Annotated in this window: 19 protein-coding genes and 1 pseudogene; 17 read left to right on the forward strand and 3 right to left on the reverse strand. The window is 61.4% G+C overall.

What is annotated here, in order from left to right; all coding sequences use genetic code 11:
- Positions 1-641 precede the first annotated feature (641 nt).
- The 3 genes from VGO12_RS09405 (at position 642) to VGO12_RS09415 (ending at position 3,466) form a co-directional block, all read left to right on the forward strand.
- Complete coding sequence (locus VGO12_RS09405; RefSeq protein WP_327512474.1) at positions 642-1,796, forward strand: amidohydrolase; 1,155 nt, start codon at positions 642-644, stop codon at positions 1,794-1,796.
- 296 nt (positions 1,797-2,092) lie between these two features.
- Positions 2,093-3,073 carry a hypothetical protein gene (locus VGO12_RS09410; protein ID WP_327512475.1) on the forward strand — a complete coding sequence of 327 codons (981 nt, stop codon included), beginning with the start codon at positions 2,093-2,095 and terminating at the stop codon, positions 3,071-3,073.
- 102 nt (positions 3,074-3,175) lie between these two features.
- Positions 3,176-3,466 (forward strand): hypothetical protein, encoded by a 291-nt coding sequence (locus VGO12_RS09415; RefSeq protein ID WP_327512476.1) that lies wholly within the window; start codon positions 3,176-3,178, stop codon positions 3,464-3,466.
- Between the two features lie 7 nt (positions 3,467-3,473).
- On the opposite strand, the gene VGO12_RS09420 is transcribed toward VGO12_RS09415, so the two are convergent.
- Positions 3,474-3,713 (reverse strand): hypothetical protein, encoded by a 240-nt coding sequence (locus VGO12_RS09420; protein ID WP_327512477.1) that lies wholly within the window; start codon positions 3,711-3,713, stop codon positions 3,474-3,476.
- A gap of 371 nt (positions 3,714-4,084) precedes the next feature.
- A complete protein-coding gene (locus tag VGO12_RS09425; protein WP_327512478.1) occupies positions 4,085-4,381 on the reverse strand; it encodes a hypothetical protein in 297 nt (98 codons plus the stop codon).
- 247 nt (positions 4,382-4,628) lie between these two features.
- Here VGO12_RS09425 and VGO12_RS09430 point away from each other — a divergent pair, with 247 nt between their 5' ends.
- On the forward strand, positions 4,629-5,246 hold the full coding sequence (locus VGO12_RS09430) for a hypothetical protein (RefSeq protein ID WP_327512479.1): 618 nt from the start codon (positions 4,629-4,631) through the stop codon (positions 5,244-5,246).
- Positions 5,247-5,259: 13 nt separating this feature from the next.
- Here VGO12_RS09430 and VGO12_RS09435 read toward each other — a convergent pair whose 3' ends face one another.
- Complete coding sequence (locus tag VGO12_RS09435; RefSeq protein ID WP_327512480.1) at positions 5,260-5,670, reverse strand: hypothetical protein; 411 nt, start codon at positions 5,668-5,670, stop codon at positions 5,260-5,262.
- A 154-nt stretch (positions 5,671-5,824) separates the two neighbouring features.
- Here VGO12_RS09435 and VGO12_RS09440 point away from each other — a divergent pair, with 154 nt between their 5' ends.
- From VGO12_RS09440 to VGO12_RS09500, 13 genes and pseudogenes are all read left to right on the forward strand, one after another.
- A complete protein-coding gene (locus VGO12_RS09440; protein ID WP_327512481.1) occupies positions 5,825-6,061 on the forward strand; it encodes a hypothetical protein in 237 nt (78 codons plus the stop codon).
- Between the two features lie 83 nt (positions 6,062-6,144).
- Positions 6,145-7,095 (forward strand): hypothetical protein, encoded by a 951-nt coding sequence (locus VGO12_RS09445; RefSeq protein ID WP_327512482.1) that lies wholly within the window; start codon positions 6,145-6,147, stop codon positions 7,093-7,095.
- A 176-nt stretch (positions 7,096-7,271) separates the two neighbouring features.
- On the forward strand, positions 7,272-8,267 hold the full coding sequence (locus tag VGO12_RS09450; RefSeq protein ID WP_327512483.1) for a DUF5309 domain-containing protein: 996 nt from the start codon (positions 7,272-7,274) through the stop codon (positions 8,265-8,267).
- Positions 8,268-8,424: 157 nt separating this feature from the next.
- Positions 8,425-9,243, forward strand: a complete 819-nt coding sequence (locus VGO12_RS09455) for a phage tail tip lysozyme (RefSeq protein WP_327512484.1) — start codon at positions 8,425-8,427, stop codon at positions 9,241-9,243.
- Positions 9,244-9,550: 307 nt separating this feature from the next.
- Positions 9,551-11,185: a hypothetical protein gene (locus tag VGO12_RS09460; RefSeq protein WP_327512485.1), complete on the forward strand. Its 1,635-nt coding sequence runs from the start codon at positions 9,551-9,553 to the stop codon at positions 11,183-11,185.
- 63 nt (positions 11,186-11,248) lie between these two features.
- Positions 11,249-11,463: pseudogene (locus VGO12_RS09465) on the forward strand (SU10 major capsid protein); the annotation flags it as partial.
- A gap of 318 nt (positions 11,464-11,781) precedes the next feature.
- Positions 11,782-12,474 (forward strand): hypothetical protein, encoded by a 693-nt coding sequence (locus tag VGO12_RS09470; protein WP_327512486.1) that lies wholly within the window; start codon positions 11,782-11,784, stop codon positions 12,472-12,474.
- Positions 12,475-12,801: 327 nt separating this feature from the next.
- Positions 12,802-12,969: a hypothetical protein gene (locus VGO12_RS09475; RefSeq protein WP_327512487.1), complete on the forward strand. Its 168-nt coding sequence runs from the start codon at positions 12,802-12,804 to the stop codon at positions 12,967-12,969.
- A 3-nt stretch (positions 12,970-12,972) separates the two neighbouring features.
- The gene (locus VGO12_RS09480) at positions 12,973-13,296 is read left to right on the forward strand and encodes a hypothetical protein (RefSeq protein ID WP_327512488.1); all 324 of its coding nucleotides are present in this window, start codon (positions 12,973-12,975) and stop codon (positions 13,294-13,296) included.
- On the forward strand, positions 13,293-13,892 hold the full coding sequence (locus VGO12_RS09485; RefSeq protein ID WP_327512489.1) for a phage adaptor protein: 600 nt from the start codon (positions 13,293-13,295) through the stop codon (positions 13,890-13,892). The genes VGO12_RS09480 and VGO12_RS09485 overlap by 4 nt, the downstream gene beginning before the upstream one ends.
- Positions 13,889-14,491, forward strand: coding sequence for a hypothetical protein (locus VGO12_RS09490; RefSeq protein ID WP_327512490.1), 603 nt, complete (start codon positions 13,889-13,891; stop codon positions 14,489-14,491). Before VGO12_RS09485 ends, VGO12_RS09490 begins: the two co-directional genes overlap by 4 nt.
- Positions 14,488-16,104 carry a hypothetical protein gene (locus tag VGO12_RS09495; RefSeq protein ID WP_327512491.1) on the forward strand — a complete coding sequence of 539 codons (1,617 nt, stop codon included), beginning with the start codon at positions 14,488-14,490 and terminating at the stop codon, positions 16,102-16,104. Before VGO12_RS09490 ends, VGO12_RS09495 begins: the two co-directional genes overlap by 4 nt.
- Positions 16,101-16,550, forward strand: coding sequence for a GNAT family protein (locus VGO12_RS09500; protein ID WP_327512492.1), 450 nt, complete (start codon positions 16,101-16,103; stop codon positions 16,548-16,550). Before VGO12_RS09495 ends, VGO12_RS09500 begins: the two co-directional genes overlap by 4 nt.
- Positions 16,551-16,555: the final 5 nt, after the last annotated feature.

Consider the following 16,555-nt stretch of genomic DNA (forward strand, 5'->3'; position numbering starts at 1 on the left):
CTTGCGGAGATCCAGCAGAACGGCGCGCTCAAACGCTACCAGATCGACGCCGAACTCAACCTGAAACGCGAGCAGAACCTAGCCGAAATGGCCGGCGGCACGGCCCTGACGACGGCGCATATCGGAGGGATGCCGGGATGACGGACAGAAGGAACCGACTGGCTTACGATCCCAGCGGGCTTCTGACTGGCGGTTCGCTAGCCAAAGCGGCGGCGACGCCTGTTGAACTCAGGGAATTTCGCGACGAACGGGTTCTTTTTGGTCAAGCCGCCCCCTAAATTTGCAACGACGCCCGAAGAGGAGGCTGAAATCATCCGGCGCGCGGACGAGATTGGCGGCGGGGGAAGGGCGGGTTGCACGACTTCTGTGAGCGAGGCCGTCAGCGGCGTTGGTCTTTTTCGAGGGGTGCAGAAGAGCGACTGGCCGGTTGTCCTGGATCGGCAGTTGAAATGTTGGCCCCTTTGGCTGATGCGTGTGAGACGATAGCCGCTGGTTGTCAGACGTCATGCGCTTCTCGTCGCAATACGGGGATGATCGAAAGTCTCGCTTGCAGCCGGTAGGAGCCAAGCGCGCGTCGGCGCGATTGGCGACACGGTCAAGGACCTGCTATGAGCAGCGAAACGCGCAGTGGAGGGGCATGCATGTTTCTGATCGACCGTGAACTCGAGGCGTTGGCGGCCTTCAGGCAGGAGCTGCACCGGCGGCCGGAGATTTCGGGCGAGGAGCGGGAGACGGCGGAAACGATCGTTGCGGCACTTGCCGAGACGAAGCCGGATGCGGTCGTCACCGGCCTCGGCGGGCATGGGGTGGCGGCGGTCTATGAGGGCCCAGAGCCGGGGCCGACCGTGATGGTGCGGGCCGAGCTCGACGGGCTGCCGATCGAGGAAGTCTCCGAGATCGCCCATCGCTCCGAGATTTCGGGCAAGGGGCATCTTTGTGGTCATGACGGCCACATGACGATCCTGATGGCGCTTGCCAAGGGCTTTGCGCAGAGGCGACCGGCGAGGGGCCGGGCGATCCTGATGTTCCAGCCGGCGGAGGAAAATGGTGCTGGTGCTGCGGCCGTGCTTGCCGATCCGAAATTTGCCGGGATCAAGCCGGATCTCGTGTTTTCGCTGCACAACTTCCCGGGATTAAGCTTCGGCCACGCGGCGCTGCGCACCGGGCCTGTCAACTGTGCCTCGCGCGGCATGCGGATATCGCTTTCCGGCAAGACGGCGCATGCCTCGACGCCGGAGGACGGCATTGCGCCCACCTTTGCTATGGCCACATTGCTGTCCGGGCTGACGGCGCTCGGCAACAACGGGCTGCTTACCGAGGACTATACACTTGTTACGGTGACGCATGCCCGCCTCGGCGAGGCGGCCTTCGGCATCAGCCCGGGCTACGCCGAAATCTGGGCGACGCTGCGGACGCTGACCGACGAACGCATGGCCGATCTGGTTGCCCGCGCCGAGGCGTTGGTCGCGCAAGAGGCTGAGGCTGCGGGGCTGAAGGTGGCGATCGGCTACGAGGACGTGTTCCACCAGTGCAGCAATGCGGAAATCGCCGTGAGCGCGCTCGCGCGCGCCATGGACGAGGAGGGCGTCAGCCACGACCGCGGCGAAGGCGTGCTCCCGATGAAGGGGTCGGAGGATTTCGGGCTCTTCGGGCGCGCGGCGCCCTCGGCGATGTTCTTCCTCGGCGCCGGCGAGAACCATGCGCGGCTGCACAACCCGGACTATGATTTTCCCGATGGCCTGATCGGCATCGGCGCCAAGGTGTTCATGCGGGTGATCCGCAACGAACTGGGGTGAGGGCGGTCGAAGGTCGCTAGCGCGCGCGGTCGTCATCCCGCCCACCGGAACTGCTCTCGCTCGGGAGCAGCAGGCGAGTAGCTCCCTGCAAACGCCCGATTTCTCGTTCACGTGCGCGCCCCGCATTCATGCGGCGCGCGTTTGCACCTTTCCTAGAAGACCTTCCGTTCGTTTCGTCGCTTTAACCTGACGCTGACTGCGAAGTCGGTCCGATCTTGCGATCCAGTAGCGACTGGGCCGCGGGCGCAAACGCGTGTGGCCGAGAGGCGGCGGAAGCCAACCACCGGAGTAGATCAATGACGACCACGCGCAAAGCGGCACGATATGATCAAACCGCCAGGCCGGCCCCGAAAACGGCACAGCTCCCGAGGCAAGCGACTGCCCTTGATATGAGCGCCTTCCGCTACCCTGATCGCCGCCAGCCGGAAATCCTGGATGCCCAGCCTACCGGCGCTCAAGCGGGACGTGCACAATTGTTCGCGCAGGCTGACCGCGAAACGGAGCAGCGGGCGCTTCAGAGCTTGCTCGCCCGCCGGGAAGCAGAGGCGGAAGCTGCAAGAGAGCAACAGGCGCGTGCCGCCGAGGCGGCTGAAAATCAGCGCATCAAAAGACACCAGGACGAGTTCAACGCCGCCCCCTGGTACCAAAAGGCGGCGGTTGCAACGCAAGACATCATGGGCATTACAACCGATTCCGCCACGTTCGGTGCGATGAAGTATCCGGTCGCCGCACTGGAGGCGGCAACCTCTGATGAAACCTTCGACCAGCGACTGAAAGCCTATGACGACAATCTGCAGGCCGCTCGTGATCGTGCAGGGTCCGCCGCATTGGCGGCCCAGCTCGCCGGCGGAATTGCGACAGGGGCCGCGCTGGAAAAGTCCGGATTGGCACTGGCAAGTAACCCTGTGGCCAAGAACATGGCCGGTTGGAAGGGGCATGTTGCTCGCGGCGGCAGGAGCGCCATCGATGGCGCCGTGCAGGGGTTTGCCGAAGCGGTGTTTCGTGGAGAGCCGATTGGTCGGGGAACGCTGACCGGTGCGGTCTCAGGTCTCGGTGGCAGCGTGACCGGTGATATGGTTTTTCCGGCCGCCAACCCGGTTCCAAAGGTCAACCATGATCCGCTGGACTTCATCGACGCGGCCAATGGCCTAGCCGGCGCTGCGGCCGGCGAAGCGGTCGGGCAGACCTACGACTCCATCAAGGACTATCTTGCTGACCGTCCGCGCAGGGCCAGTGCATACACTAATTCCGGCTGGCAAAACCGCGAAAGATATTAGAGCATGCCGGCCTAGGACAGGAAGGCGATTGAGCGACGTCGGGTGCGCGGGCGGGAAGGCATTGCCCACCCGAATGACCAGGCCATCAAAAGGAGGTGACGCATGAGAGGCGTGATCTGCAGGCTGGCCTTGTGCCTGGCGGTTGTCCTCACCTGCGCGCCCGTCGCGCGATCTGCGGACGTCCCGACGGCAGCAGGTCGGACGGTGCCGGATGCCGGAGCGGCCGAGACTGAGGGCAGCATCGCGGCCTTCCTGAAATCCAACCCGAATTGCCTCGAATTTACCGATCAATGCTCGCACTGCGCTGTCGTCAACGGCGTTGCCGAGTGCTCGACGGCGGAGATTGCCTGCATCAAGCGGGAAAACCAATGCACCAAATGGGCAGGCAAGTAGAGCCGTGCTAAAGCCCGGACTGCAGACAAGGGGCGCCGACTACTTCCGTTGCCAAGGCTCTTCGGGCAAACTTCAATGCGGCGTGCACCGCCAATTTGATCGGCACGGCGATGAGGAGAACGAGCGCCAACTGGACCAGGAACGATTGCTCCGGGAAGGTGTGTTCGACAAACCGTATGATCAGAAAGCCAATTGCCAGGTCGACCACCAATTCGACGAGCTCAGACTTCTTGGATTTTTCGGACACTGGGATTTCTTGTTGACGACGGCTCGAGCGTGGACCTGACATGCAGAAGGTGACTACACGGTCCGCTTCGGGCGCGCAGTGACCGAACTCTGTTACTTGCGTCGCCAGTTCCTGCTACCGAAGACGACTGCCGCATCGAGCGCAATGCCGACTGGCAAGATCACGGCGAGGCTGGCAGCCGCCCGAACCAAGAACGTCGATTCCGGGAAAGCGTGGTCGATGACCTTTGAAACCAACAGGACGAGGGCAACGCCGATCGCGACGCGGAAGAATTCAAATTTTTTGGATTTTGCGGGCATTGGATGACCTGAGGCTCCACGGTTCGATAAGCGGCAATTGCCCGTCGAAGGCGATTTGGTCCAGCGCGCCGGTTAAAACCCGCGGGTGACGGCGAGGTAAGCGACCAGGCACAGGACCCAGAATAGCGCGGCAAAGAGTGTGCCCATACCCGAGCTGAGCAGATAGCGGCCGTTTTCCTGGTGCTTCAGGCCCAACCAGTTGAAGCCGGTGCCGGCGGCGTAGAGGTCTTCAACCTTTATCCTGCCGAAGCTGAGGAACGGTACGAGGACGCGCGCCACACGATGCAGGAGAAAGCCGACGACGATGATATCGAGAATGTCGAGGACGATCCCAGCGATGGCGTCCAGGGCAACTCCGACTTTCTTCATGCTGCAAATCCCCGAGATGTCAAACCGATGCCACCGAGATAACGGCGAAGGCAAACAAAACTTCGACGCGCGGTAAAGTGGCGGTCGCCATCGTGCTTTCGCACATGGGTAGCGCGGAACAAAAGCAGAATCAAGCCCCATCACATTCGGCACGTTCCGCGAGAGTAGCCAATTCAGACTGGCCGCGTCGCGCGTGGGAACGCTCGCAATTTCCGACCTGCAACGACCATTTCAGAAGGACCATGCCATGGAAGATTTCATTTTTCCGGGCCGTGCGAAGCCCGGCTCCGGAACCGTTGACAAGCGCAATCTGCCAAGCCGCGGCGCGGGAAATCTAAGCCCCGAGGATGCGAGGGCCTATGCCGACGACCTTTTGCGCAGCGCTCTTGAGGACCCGTCGGCATATACGGCGGAAGGGCTGCGGAAATCTCTGGGTAAGCTGTCTGAGGGTGGTGACGGGACCTACAGCGCCAGGCCGCGGAAGGGCCTCGGTGGGATGCAGGGAAATCTTGAGGGCGTAAAGACCGAACTTAACACCCTGCAGTCCGAGGTCAAGAACGTCGACGGGATGGCGGCTCTGAAGGATATCGTTTCGTCGATCCAATCGATGCAGGAGCTGCTGGCCGACAAGGAACAACAGGGCTTCTATGAGGATCCTTATAGAAATCAGCCGAAGTTGCCGGACAATTGCGAAGAGCTCCCCTGGAACAACTCATCGCAGGCGCGGCCCATTTCCCTCGGGGCCTCGAATGGCAACAAGGATGCGCCACAGCCCTTCCGCTGCGTAACGCCTCCTACGCCCTGGAACAACCCGAAGCGGCAGCCCATTTCACTGAGGAAAGCGCTCGACACATGGAGGGAGTGAGGGGTCGTTCTGGCTATTTGAGGCTTTCGAGCGCGATGTAGAGTGTGCCGAGTTTCAGGCGGCCGGCGCCTGTCTTGTAGTAGAGCACTTCGGCGTGCGGGCGGACGTTTGCGACGGAGGTCTCGTAAGTTCCATCCGCGAAGAAGCAGCAGGGATTGTCGCCATCCCAGGACGACGCAACACGCAGGCGGTAGCTGTCGTAGCCCATGAAGAAGCGTAAGCCGATCTCATAATCGCCGACCGTGAGGGTGCAGACGCTGTTATCGCCGCACCAGTTCGTCGCGTGATCAAAGGTCTTGTCGTCCTTGAGCAGAAAGGCCTTGACGAGGTAGCGCGGCTCTCCCGATTGGCCGCTCGCCGAGGTGGGCGAAACCGCTGCGGCCAGAAGCAGGCCTGCCAATCCCAGGCTCGATAGTCTTCTCATGGGTTCCTCGTTCGATAGACACGCGCGCATGTGACCTAGAGTGGCAGATTGCTCTGGTTCGCACAGCGGTAGCGCGGAACAAAAGCAGAATCAAGGCAGCGTTCGACGCAAAATTTCGATCGAAAGCAATCGCTCTCCAACTGAGGTCCACAGCATGAAACCTGAGGAACGGGCAGCGGCTGCGCGCGCCATTCTCGACGTGCCTTTTTTCAACGAGGTGATGAACGAGCTGGAATGGGCGGCGATCAACGGCTGCATCCATGCCGGCCTTACCGACGATGCCGGGCGGGCGGCCCATGCGGCCGAAGCCCGCGCGATCAGAAACTTCCGGGCCAAGCTCAAGTTCCTGACGGAGCAAGCCAAGGCTGACGGCAAGGGCGCACCCGCCTGACGGGCAAGCGCTTTCACCAGGGCATTCCATCCGAGCGGCAAACGCCGCGCGTGAATGCCTCACCTACCTAAAAAGGTCACGCCATGACGAACGATAGTGCCAACCTGCCTTTCGGCGGGAGCAAAACCGTTGACCCCGCGACCGGGCTTGACGATGCCGATCTCGATTTCTGGGAGCCTGAAGATGAGGCCAACCTGGAGCCGGGAGGGCTAAGCGGGTACGGCGCAGAAGAAGCCATTGACCAAGGCCACGACGACACGGCCCATCCCGAAGACGAGCCGACTGATCCTGACGAGGATACGGCGGCCAACGACGACGCGGATTTTCTTGTTGTGCTCAAGGGTGGCGAGGAAGTGCCGTTTTCCGAGCTGAAGCTCGGCTACATGCGCGACCGCGACTACCGTCACAAGACGCAGGACATCGCCAACCGCGGGCGGGCTCTGGAGGGCATGGCAAGCCGGGTGGCCCAATCGGCCAACGCCTTTGCCAACCTCCTCGCCAGCCAGATCCCGCCGGAGCCGCCCGAACACATGGCGGCGCTCGACCCGGACGGCTATCGGCGGCAATGGGCACTGCACCAGGCGGGGCTCCAGAGGATCGACGAGGTGCTGTCGATTGCCGAGGCGCCGGCGACCGTGGTGGATGCCCTTTCGCAGGCTGCGAGTGACGAACAGCTGGACGTGGAAAATGCCAGGCTGATCGAAGCCTTTCCCGAAACGGCCGATGCGGAGGGGCGTCTCTCCTTCTTCGCCGGTGCTTTCGATGTAGCGGAAGCGCTCGGCTTTTCCGAGGCCGAGGTGCGGGAAGTGACCGATCATCGCCTTTTCAAGCTCGCGCACTATGCCCGTCTCGGCCTTGCCGCCGAACACGCGAAAAAGCGGGCGATGAGCAAGCTGAACAGGGCACCGGCAACGGTGGCGCGACCAAGGCCGGCAGGCAAGGCAGTGCAGGCGCCGGGCCGGAGCCGGGAAGCGATGCAGCGGCTGACCAAAAGCGGCTCCATCCGTGACGCCATGGGTGTCGACTTCGACTGACCTATGGTCGCCTCCGCTCGATACTCGTCACAAACAGAGTCCGGAAATCCGTCTATCCAGTTGTTTTGATTGGAAACTGTTCCGTATCCGCGCGTCACGACCAGGACTGATCTCTTAGCGCCTGTACCCTCGGGTGTGGGCGCTCATGACCATCTCAATCAATCAAGGACACTATCATGGCTGTCGTAGCAAACACCTTCACGACCTCGCAGGCCGTGGGCAACCGCGAGGATCTTTCCGACGTCGTTTCCCGCATTACGCCGGAGGATACGCCGATCTATTCGCTCATCGAAAAGGGCAAGTGCAACACGCACCACCCGGAATGGGAGACGGACGAACTGGCCGCGCCCGGCGAAAACATCCGCCAGGAAGGCGACGAATACACCTTCGGCACGATCATCGCTCCGACCAGGCTCGGCAACTACACCCAGATTCTGCGCAAGGACTGGATCATCTCGGCCACCCAGGAAGTGGTGGCGGAAGCCGGCAACGTGCAGAAGCGCAAATACCAGAAGCTGAAGAAGGGCGTGGAGATCCGCAAGGATCTCGAATATGCGATCGCCGACACCAATGCTTCCGTCTCCGGCGCCACCCGTGAACTCGGCTCGCTGCCGACCTGGCTGACGACCAACGTCTCGCGCGGGGCAGGCGGCGCCAATGGCGGCTACAACCCGACGACGGGCCTGACGGTGTCGCCGACCGACGGCACGCAACGCCCCTTCACCAAGGCGATCCTCGACCAGGTGATGCAGACGGGCTACCAGAACGGCGCCAACTTCCGCCATGTCTCGGTTTCGCCTTACGTCAAGAGCGTGTTCGTCACCTTCATGTCCGACGCCAACGTGGCGCCGTTCCGCTACGCCGTCTCGCAGGGCGGCGAGCGCAACACGATCGTGGCGACCGCCGACTACTATGAAGGCCCGTTCGGCACCGTGATGATCCACCCGAACCGGGTGCAGGCGGGCAGCGCCAAGCTTGCGCGCAACGCCTACTTCCTCGACACCGACATGCTCTCCTTCCTCTGGCTGCGCAACATCCAGGAAGACAAGGCGGTGGCCAAGACCGGCGACGCGGACAAGGGCGTGATCATCGGCGAGGGAACGCTGAAGGTGCACAACGAAAAGGGCCTCGGCGTTGCGGCCGACTTGTTTGGGTTGAGCGCTGCGAGCTGATCGAGCGGAATAGGCCTTTCTCGCGCACCGATACCTAACCGGAGCGCTGACGGCTTGAGCGGCTTCAAGGAGCCGCTCTCGCTCGTCGGCGCCTTTGCGGGCTGCGCTCGCAATAGAGGGCACGCGTAAAACGAAACCGAGCTATGAGAGGTACAGTGTGACCAAACAGGACAAACCGCTGAATTCGATGGGGCTACCCGTCAGAATCCAATCCGTTCGAGAGGCGATGGGGTACTTCGACGAAAATCCGATATTGACCGGCAACAAGGCTTTTGCCGACGTGGAGGCGCGGCGCGGTGAGAACGCACTCTTCAAGCATCCGCCGCCGAGCGAACTTATGAACGGCGATTTTCGCAAGGCACCGATGCACTTTCGCGGTACGCTGACGGATACCACGAAGTTCAGCAAGCAACATCAGGCGGTGCCAACCGAGCGCCTAAAGCCGACCACGGACTACGACAAACTCTCGGATAACATCGCGTTGCGTCTGAAGCGAGATCTGCAACGGGATCTGATCATGACCGAACAGGACGCTGCCGCCTTCGTCGGAAATTTCGACCACGAAAGCGGCGGATTCGGACGGGTGTTCGGCAATTTGTGGCAAAATGGCCGGGTAAACGGAAATGCTTATGGCTATCCGCAATGGGACGATCGCAGGGAAGCTTTCTTCAACTGGGCGGAAGAGCGCGGGCTGCCGCCCGAATCCTATGAGGCAAATTATGGCTTCATAAAGCACGAACTCCTCAATGGCGAGCGTGGTGTACGGGAGCCGTTGTCGACTGCCAAGGATATCGACGACGCTACATACGTCGTCGCCGACAAGTACGAGCGTCCCAACCCCGCCAAGATGAAGCTTGGAGAGCGTCAAGAGTTGGCGCGGCGAGCGCTGGGGCTTCCGGATTACTCTGTCGAGACACCCGTTCCCCCTGCCAATCCGATGCGCAATCCCATCTCAGATCCACCCTGGCGGCGCTAGGCGGCATCAAGGGTGTGGCCGTGGCCGAAGGACGGTCGTGTCACAGTTCACACGATTCCGCTGCCATTACCGAGTTCGTCAAGGCGGCAACTGTGGTTGGCTGTGCCGGGTAAAAGATACGATTTCTTCTCAACAATGCCTTGTGTTCGTTCTCTTAATGTTCTACAAGTTTTGCGAGTGAACAACGTTGATCGTACCGGTTGAATTCGCCGGTGCGCTCAGTATCGGCCCCCGCGTGCACTCTCAGTTTCCCATTCATTAGAGAGCGTCCGGCGTTGGCCTTGGAGGGATCGTGTTCAGGTGGTGCGTGTCGGCCCTGGCGGCCTTGTTTGTCTTGAGTTCGGCGATCCCGGCGGCGTCCTCGCAACCGTCATCCGGCAGTGCAAGACAGGTTTTTGGCGCGTTCCTCGCCTGCAAGGCGGACATCTTTTCGCTTCTCGGCGGTGACAGGGCGGATTTTGGCGCAGCAGTGATCGGGCCCTATGACTGGAGCATGTCGGATGGTGTCACAGGGCAAACGATCGCGTTCGCGGCGCCTGTCGACGTCGGTAGCCTGTCGCTCACCGGCTATGTCCAGTTTGAGGCCGTCGGCATTGCTGTTCCGCACTTCACGTGGGGTTTTGAGGTCGAGCGGCGCGTATCTGACGTCGCCAAGGCGATCGAGGCAATGCTTCCCGGTGCCAGGTTCGTGGCAAAGGATGGTGGTGCGCTCGAGTTGAAGCTCGATGCCCAATCGGTTCCGCAGGGCGACGCATCGGTCGCGCCGGAGGACAGTTACAGAAAAATCGTCGTTCGCCAGGCAAACGATCCTTCGCGATCCTTCGTCATGTGTGACGCGTCCAAGGATCGAATGGCGGAACTGACGACCGATGAGGAGACTGGCAGGAGGCGCCTCCCGGACGCTGAGGACCTGTTCCCACCGGCGAGGCGGCCAGCCGTCAAGACCAACCATGTTCTTGACGCGTTCGTCGCCTGCAAGCCCTCTTTCTTCGAGGTGTTGAAGGCTGAAAGACGCATCTTCCCGCGGGTCCGTATCGAGCCTTGGGAGAGCCCGGACAACGCGCCTCACATTCCCGAAGCGGAGAAGACCTACAACGAAACCGTGACATTCGAACACCTGGTCGAGATTGGTGGCCTCCGCATCGTCCGGTTCTTTCAACGAAAGACGGTTCAGTCTGGTGAACCGACGCGCTTTGCCTGGGCCCTTCAGGTCGCTCAAACGCCCGATGGAGCCGCTCGTGCTATCTCGGCTCAGTACGGTGCGAGATTTACGGATTACTGGAGTTTGGTTGACAAGGATGTCGGTGCCACGCCGGTTTCGCAGCACCTGACGTTGCGTTCCTACTTCGATCCCGATGAGCAGGCGACGGTAACCTGCGCACCCGACGAAGCCGAGACGAAGGACTTTCGCCTGCCGGAAGCAGCCGAGACCTTCGGCTGGGCCCAACTTGGGCCACCACCGGTGGGCCGCGGCAACCGGCTGATCAATGCGCTGCTGCAATGCCGGGCGGATTTCTTCGAGGCGCTGGGCGAGGAAAAAAATGCTTTCGGCAAGGTGGCGTTCAAGCAGGCCGCCGGCCCATACCGCAAGGATGGAGACGCAGAACGCGCGCCAATGCGTGTGGCGTTCGAAAAGCCGGTCTATGCCTCGGGCTTCACGCTGACAGGATACATTCAGCGGCGCGTGAATGTTGCAGGCGAGATGAAACTGAGATGGGGTTTTCAATCACCGGACGGCATGAGCAGGATCGAGCGGACCACGGAGAGACGCACAGGAAGCGTTCGTGTGTCCGGCAAGGGGTGGTTGTTCGACCTTGAGACCGACGAAACCGGCTACACACCGTCTTCGGATCTCGAGTTTGACGAGGGATTCTTGGGGTGCACGACGCCGCTCGCATCAGGCATGGAACTGCTGAAATCCGGTGACCTCTTTTTGAAATAAGACACGGGGCCGAAGAACGGCAATAGGCTCTTCCGCCAACGCCATTGCGCGTCTCGCGCGGGGCAGGCGGGCAGCGCGAATCTCGCGCGCAACGCCTACTTCCTCGACACCGACATGCTCTCCTTCCTCTGGCTGCGCAACATCCAGGAGGACAAGGCGGTGGCCAAAGCCGGCGACGCCGACAAGGGCTGATCATCGGCGAGGGTACGTTGAAGGTGCACAACGAAAAGGGCCTCGGCGTTGCCGCAGATCTGTTTTGGCTGAGTGCTGCGAATTGATCCCGGAGTCCTGCACATTGGAAAGGGGTGGACATTGGTTCGCCCCCGATCGATCGAAAACTCGCTGCAGAGGCTGCCGTCGGGGCGAGCAGTGCGACGAGCATTCCGCTCTTGCCGTGGAGGCACTGCACGAAAAGCGGGATCTGCAGCGGATGCAGGCTAACGTCGATGGCTGGCCGTCAAAACCTCCTCTGCACCGCATAAGCTGTGGAGATGGTTGGATTTCAACCTTGTGTTTGTTCTTGAAATGTTCTAGTAGGCTGATGTCTGGTTACGCTCTGCAAATGAGGAGGCGGCACGAAGAGGTGGCTAAAGGTATTGGTCTACACCGTTGTCACTCTCTTCGGGCTGTTCGTCGTGCTGGTCGGGCTGGTGTTGGCGACAATCGATCCCTATTCGTTTGAAGACATGAGCCGCGGCGGAATCTGCGAAAGAAGCGGTGGTGTAGTAGCGCCGGAATGCGCAATGCCACCGGAGAGCGCCGAGAAGGTGTTGGCTGCATTGCTCACGTGCGACGCCCAATTCTTCAAGACCCTTGACGAAGAGAAGGCTGTTTTCAAGAGGGCGAATATCGTGGCTCACCCTTACAACCTTCTCGACGCAGGCGAGCCGCGGACTTCCGTTGTGCCGTTCTCTCAGCCCGTCGAGGCGTACGGACTTCACCTCACCGGTTACACGCAACAGGCCGTGCGGGGAAAGAGCGACTACGCGTGGGGGTTTTATGCGTCGGAACAGCCTGACGACGTCGAGCGCGCACTGGAAGCAGCCCGCAGCGACGCGCTTGCAGCAAACCCACGCGCCGGCGCGTTCGTGATAACGGCATCCGACACCCCTGATTTTCCTGGAACACGGCTTGGTTGTCGCGTTGCCGGGGATGGCGCCTCCACCATCGAGGACTTGCCGTCGGTTTACGATCTGTTCCTGTCTCGAGACATCACTACTTCACTCTTCGACAAGTTCGATCTCTTCGTCGCGTCGGCGATGAAGACCGTTTCGGATTTTGGGCGATAGAAAGATCCTGTCCACGATCGTCGAGGCATGCGGGTGGCCACGTCGTCACCTTGGCCGTTGATGTTCAACTCAGTCTTGGCGGCTTGCTGAGCGGGGCGGCGGCAATGTTGCGTCGGCACCGCGGAGCAGGACTTCCCACCTGAACGGCGGTATTTGGCTCCCGCCCGTGCACCTGAGCACGTTGGGGCCCGGAACGGGCGCTGCGAATATTGATGGATGACACCAGCCCCTCCGGTGCGGGCGCCTGACCCGCGCCCGATCCTCTTCCAGAAGAACAATTGTTGCCAAGGCGGCTCTCCGGAGCCGCCTTTTTTCATGGAGATTTTTATGTCCGAAGCAAAGAAACCTGTTCCGGTCCGTCTCGTCTACGACGTCTGGTTCCAGGAAGGGGAACGCGCGGCCGCCGGCGCGATCGTATGCGTCAGCCTGGAACAGGCCAAGGCGTTGATCGCCGCTGGCAAGGCGGAGCGCGCCGACCCGCTGCCTGGGGAGTGAGCCATGCTGATCCGTGATGGAGCCTGGACGCTCTACGACCATGACAGAATGACCGGCCGCTCCGTCTGGCACCACTTCGACGGAGAGAAGGACGTCTACCGTGTCGATTATCCCGTCGACAACCTGGTGAGCGAAAACCAGGCGGTGCGCAACAGCGCCGAAAGGATCTGGCAAGGCGATTGGCATCGCGTCGCCTCGGTCCCGCTCAACATTGCGCATGCTTCGGGTCTGGTGACGGCACATTCCGAAGGTGACGACCGTTTCGTCAAACGCTTCCTCAACGACGGCGACAACCGCGCCTGGCGCACCAAGGAGGGCAGGCTATGAGCATTGCAGACTATGCCGCGTTGCTTGTCGATGCGGGTGAATACAGCGGGCGCAACGACATCGCGCATCTCTTTCCGCGTTTCGTCGGACTTGCCGAATTGAAACTCAACAGGGCACTGCGCGTGAGCGAGATGGAAGCGACGGCGTCGATCAATGTCGTCGACGGCGACGCGCCTCTGCCGATGGACTTTCTCGAAGCTCGACAGGTCTTGACGGCTACGGGCCGGCCGATCCGCGCAGGCGCCTTGCAGCAATTTTCCGACATCGGCCTGACGGGCGGTGGCACCCCACTCGGCTATTCGATCGTCGGCAACCGGATCAAAGCCTTTCCAGCCGGCAGCTACGGGCTGACGGTGACCTACTACCGCAAGATCCCGCCGCTTTCGGCCGTCAACCCCACAAACTGGCTGCTGGAGCAGGCGCCCGACGCCTATCTCTATGGTCTTGTCGAGGAGATCGCCATCTGGGAGCGCGACGCCGGCAAGGTTGGAGCCGCGCAACAGCTGAAGATGTCGGCGCTTTCCGGGCTCGGTATTGCCGATGAACGCGCGCGCTGGGGCGATGCCCAGATGATGGTGGGAGGGGCAACACCATGACCTTGCTTTCGGCAATCAACGAGGTCTGCGACATCGTTTCGCTCGACCGCTTCGAGAATATCTATGGTTCGAACGATCCGAACGCCCAGACGATGGTGGCGCTGGCGCAAGAGGCGGGCGAGGAGATTTCCCGCCGTGGCGACTGGCGCCGCCTGCTGAAGCAGCACGTTGCGATCCTTTCCCCATCGAACTTGCCGGGAGACTACCAGCGATTGACGCCCGGTGGCGCAGTGCGGACCGCGTCCGGCATCTGCTTCAGGCCGATCGCCAACAGCTCGCAATGGGCGATCGTCAGAGGGACTGAATCGACGCAGCCCTATTTCTTCCTGCGCGACAGCCAGGTGCTATTTTCTCCGACAGCGGCCGGGATTGGAGCGGTGATCGACTACATCTCGAAAAACTGGGTGTTGGGCGACCCTTTCGAGGAGCGCGACACATTGCGAGCGGACGACGACCGGACGCTGTTTCCCGAACGTCTGCTTGGCAAGGGCATCCTCTGGCGCTGGAAACGGCAAAAGGGCCTGCCGTTCGATGACAGTCTAGCGGAATTCGAAGCCGATCTCCTGCAGGAGATCAATGCAGATCGGGGTGTGTCATGAGAGCGAACCTGAAGCCAGGGCGGATCGGGCAGAGCAATCGCGGCGCAACCAGCGTCGGTCGTCGGCAGTCTTCGCAGCCAGTCACCTTTCCGGCGCCCGTCAACGGGCTGGTAACCGCCGCGGACATGGCTTCGCAGCAATCGGGATCGGCAACCGTGCTTCGAAACTTTTTTCCGACACTCGTTGGGTGCCGCATTCGGGGCGGCTCGCGAAAACGCGGTCGCGCAGCGGATGGCGGGGTTATCCGAAGCGCCTTCAAGTACAAGTACGGGGCTGTCGAAACCTTGTTCATGGCGACCGACAAGGCAATCTACGACATGACGTCGCCAACAGCGCCTCCGGCCGTGACAGCAGCCGTCGTCGGCGGGCTTTCTGGAGGGGACTGGTGCACCTTCCAGCATACCAACTCAGGCGGTTCGCATCTCATCTGCCTGAACGGAGCGGACCCGCGTCGCGTCTACAATGGCAGCAGTTGGGCGACGAACCCACCGATCACCTTTCCAGACACATCGACCACCGCGCAGCTCAACTACGGCTGGCTGTTCAAGAACAGGCAGTTCTTTCTGAAGAATGCGACGCTCGACGCGTACTATCTGCCGGTCAATGCGATTGGCGGGGCGGCGGCCGTGTTTCCACTCGGCGGGGTGATGAAGAAGGGGGGCTCGTTGCAGACAGGTTTCTCCTGGTCGCTCGAAAGCGGCGACGGGCTTTCCGACCTCTGCGTCTTTGTCTCGAGCGAAGGGGAGGTGGCCGTTTATGCTGGAAGTGATCCGAGCGACGCCAACAGCTTTGCGCTGAAGGGGGTCTACCAGATCGGCCGGCCGCTCGGAAAGAACGCCTGGATCCGCGCCGGCGGCGATATCCTGATTGCCACCACGGATGGTCTGACGCCGATTTCGCAGGTCTTCGAGCGTGATCGCCAGGCATTGAGCCAGGTTTCGATTTCCCGACCGATCGAGGACGAGTGGCGCCGGGCGGCAAACGCGACAGGCGCGGGCTGGGTGATCAAGCAGTGGCCTGAGCAAAACCTCGTCTTCCTCGCCTTTCCCGCCAACAGTGTGATGTCCGACACGACCTTCGTGCTCAACGTCTTGAGTGGCCGCTGGTCGACGGTCAGCAACTGGAAGGCGAGTTGTTACGAGACGCTGCAGGGGGGACTGTTTTTCGGTACCGACGGCGGTTTCTGCTGGCAGGGCGACTCGACCGGGACCGACGACGGGCTGACCTTCACCGCTGCCTATCTCTCACAGTTTACGTCGGCCGGGCAGTTCGGACAGCGTGCACAGGCCACGCTTGCCCGTATGTATTTCCGCGCGAAGAGCAGACCCATGGTGCGGCTCTTTGCACGCGCCGACTTCGACAGGACGATCCCGCCGGCCTCTCAAGTCACAATCGGTGACGCCGCCTCATCCGAATGGGATGTGGGGCTTTGGGACAAGGGTGTCTGGGATTCATCGACAGAGCAGCTCCGATACAGTTTTCGCCAGAATGTCCGAGCGGCCGGCGACATGCTTGCAGTCGGCTGCGCCATTACGTCCGGCGGGATCGCGAGGCTCGACATCGAAGTGGATCTCGCCACGTTGCAGGTCGAGGCCGGTGAGGCCAGCACATGAGGCTTCTATGGGGCGGCGATGGCGATCCCGTCACGAACCGGGTGATCGCTGATTTCGTCGCCGCCCATATCACCGGCTGCGCCAGAGGCTTCACAGCGTTCACCACCATGGGAATCGTCGGCGATGACGGCAGGCTCGTTGCCGGTGTCGTGTACCACAATTACGCGCCGGAAGCGGGCGTGATCGAGCTTTCGGCCGCTTCGACCAGCAAGCGCTGGCTGACCCGACAGGTGCTCAAGGGCATGTTTGGTTATCCTTTCGGGGAAATCGGCTGCCAACTGATCGTTCTGCGCGTGTCGGAGCGCAATGCCGGCATGATCGCGATTGCAGAGCGCTTCGGCTTTGCGTCCCACCGTATTCCCCGCCTTCGCGGGCGGGATGAAGCGGAAATCATCTTCACACTTTCAGACAGTGACTGGCGGGCGCATCCCGTCAACCAGAGGTAGATACC

This window comes from Ensifer sp. (assembly GCF_035999135.1).
Taxonomy (GTDB): Bacteria; Pseudomonadota; Alphaproteobacteria; order Rhizobiales; family Rhizobiaceae; genus Ensifer.

Excerpts from the sequence above, each read along its gene's own strand:
- VGO12_RS09405 (WP_327512474.1), top strand. The coding sequence starts at position 642 with ATGTTTCTGATCGACCGTGAACTCGAGGCGTTGGCGGCCTTCAGGCAG.
- VGO12_RS09410 (WP_327512475.1), top strand. The coding sequence starts at position 2,093 with ATGACGACCACGCGCAAAGCGGCACGATATGATCAAACCGCCAGGCCG.
- VGO12_RS09415 (WP_327512476.1), top strand. The coding sequence starts at position 3,176 with ATGAGAGGCGTGATCTGCAGGCTGGCCTTGTGCCTGGCGGTTGTCCTC.
- VGO12_RS09425 (WP_327512478.1), bottom strand. The coding sequence starts at position 4,381 with ATGAAGAAAGTCGGAGTTGCCCTGGACGCCATCGCTGGGATCGTCCTC.
- VGO12_RS09430 (WP_327512479.1), top strand. The coding sequence starts at position 4,629 with ATGGAAGATTTCATTTTTCCGGGCCGTGCGAAGCCCGGCTCCGGAACC.
- VGO12_RS09435 (WP_327512480.1), bottom strand. The coding sequence starts at position 5,670 with ATGAGAAGACTATCGAGCCTGGGATTGGCAGGCCTGCTTCTGGCCGCA.
- VGO12_RS09440 (WP_327512481.1), top strand. The coding sequence starts at position 5,825 with ATGAAACCTGAGGAACGGGCAGCGGCTGCGCGCGCCATTCTCGACGTG.
- VGO12_RS09445 (WP_327512482.1), top strand. The coding sequence starts at position 6,145 with ATGACGAACGATAGTGCCAACCTGCCTTTCGGCGGGAGCAAAACCGTT.
- VGO12_RS09450 (WP_327512483.1), top strand. The coding sequence starts at position 7,272 with ATGGCTGTCGTAGCAAACACCTTCACGACCTCGCAGGCCGTGGGCAAC.
- VGO12_RS09475 (WP_327512487.1), top strand. The coding sequence starts at position 12,802 with ATGTCCGAAGCAAAGAAACCTGTTCCGGTCCGTCTCGTCTACGACGTC.
- VGO12_RS09480 (WP_327512488.1), top strand. The coding sequence starts at position 12,973 with ATGCTGATCCGTGATGGAGCCTGGACGCTCTACGACCATGACAGAATG.
- VGO12_RS09485 (WP_327512489.1), top strand. The coding sequence starts at position 13,293 with ATGAGCATTGCAGACTATGCCGCGTTGCTTGTCGATGCGGGTGAATAC.
- VGO12_RS09490 (WP_327512490.1), top strand. The coding sequence starts at position 13,889 with ATGACCTTGCTTTCGGCAATCAACGAGGTCTGCGACATCGTTTCGCTC.
- VGO12_RS09495 (WP_327512491.1), top strand. The coding sequence starts at position 14,488 with ATGAGAGCGAACCTGAAGCCAGGGCGGATCGGGCAGAGCAATCGCGGC.
- VGO12_RS09500 (WP_327512492.1), top strand. The coding sequence starts at position 16,101 with ATGAGGCTTCTATGGGGCGGCGATGGCGATCCCGTCACGAACCGGGTG.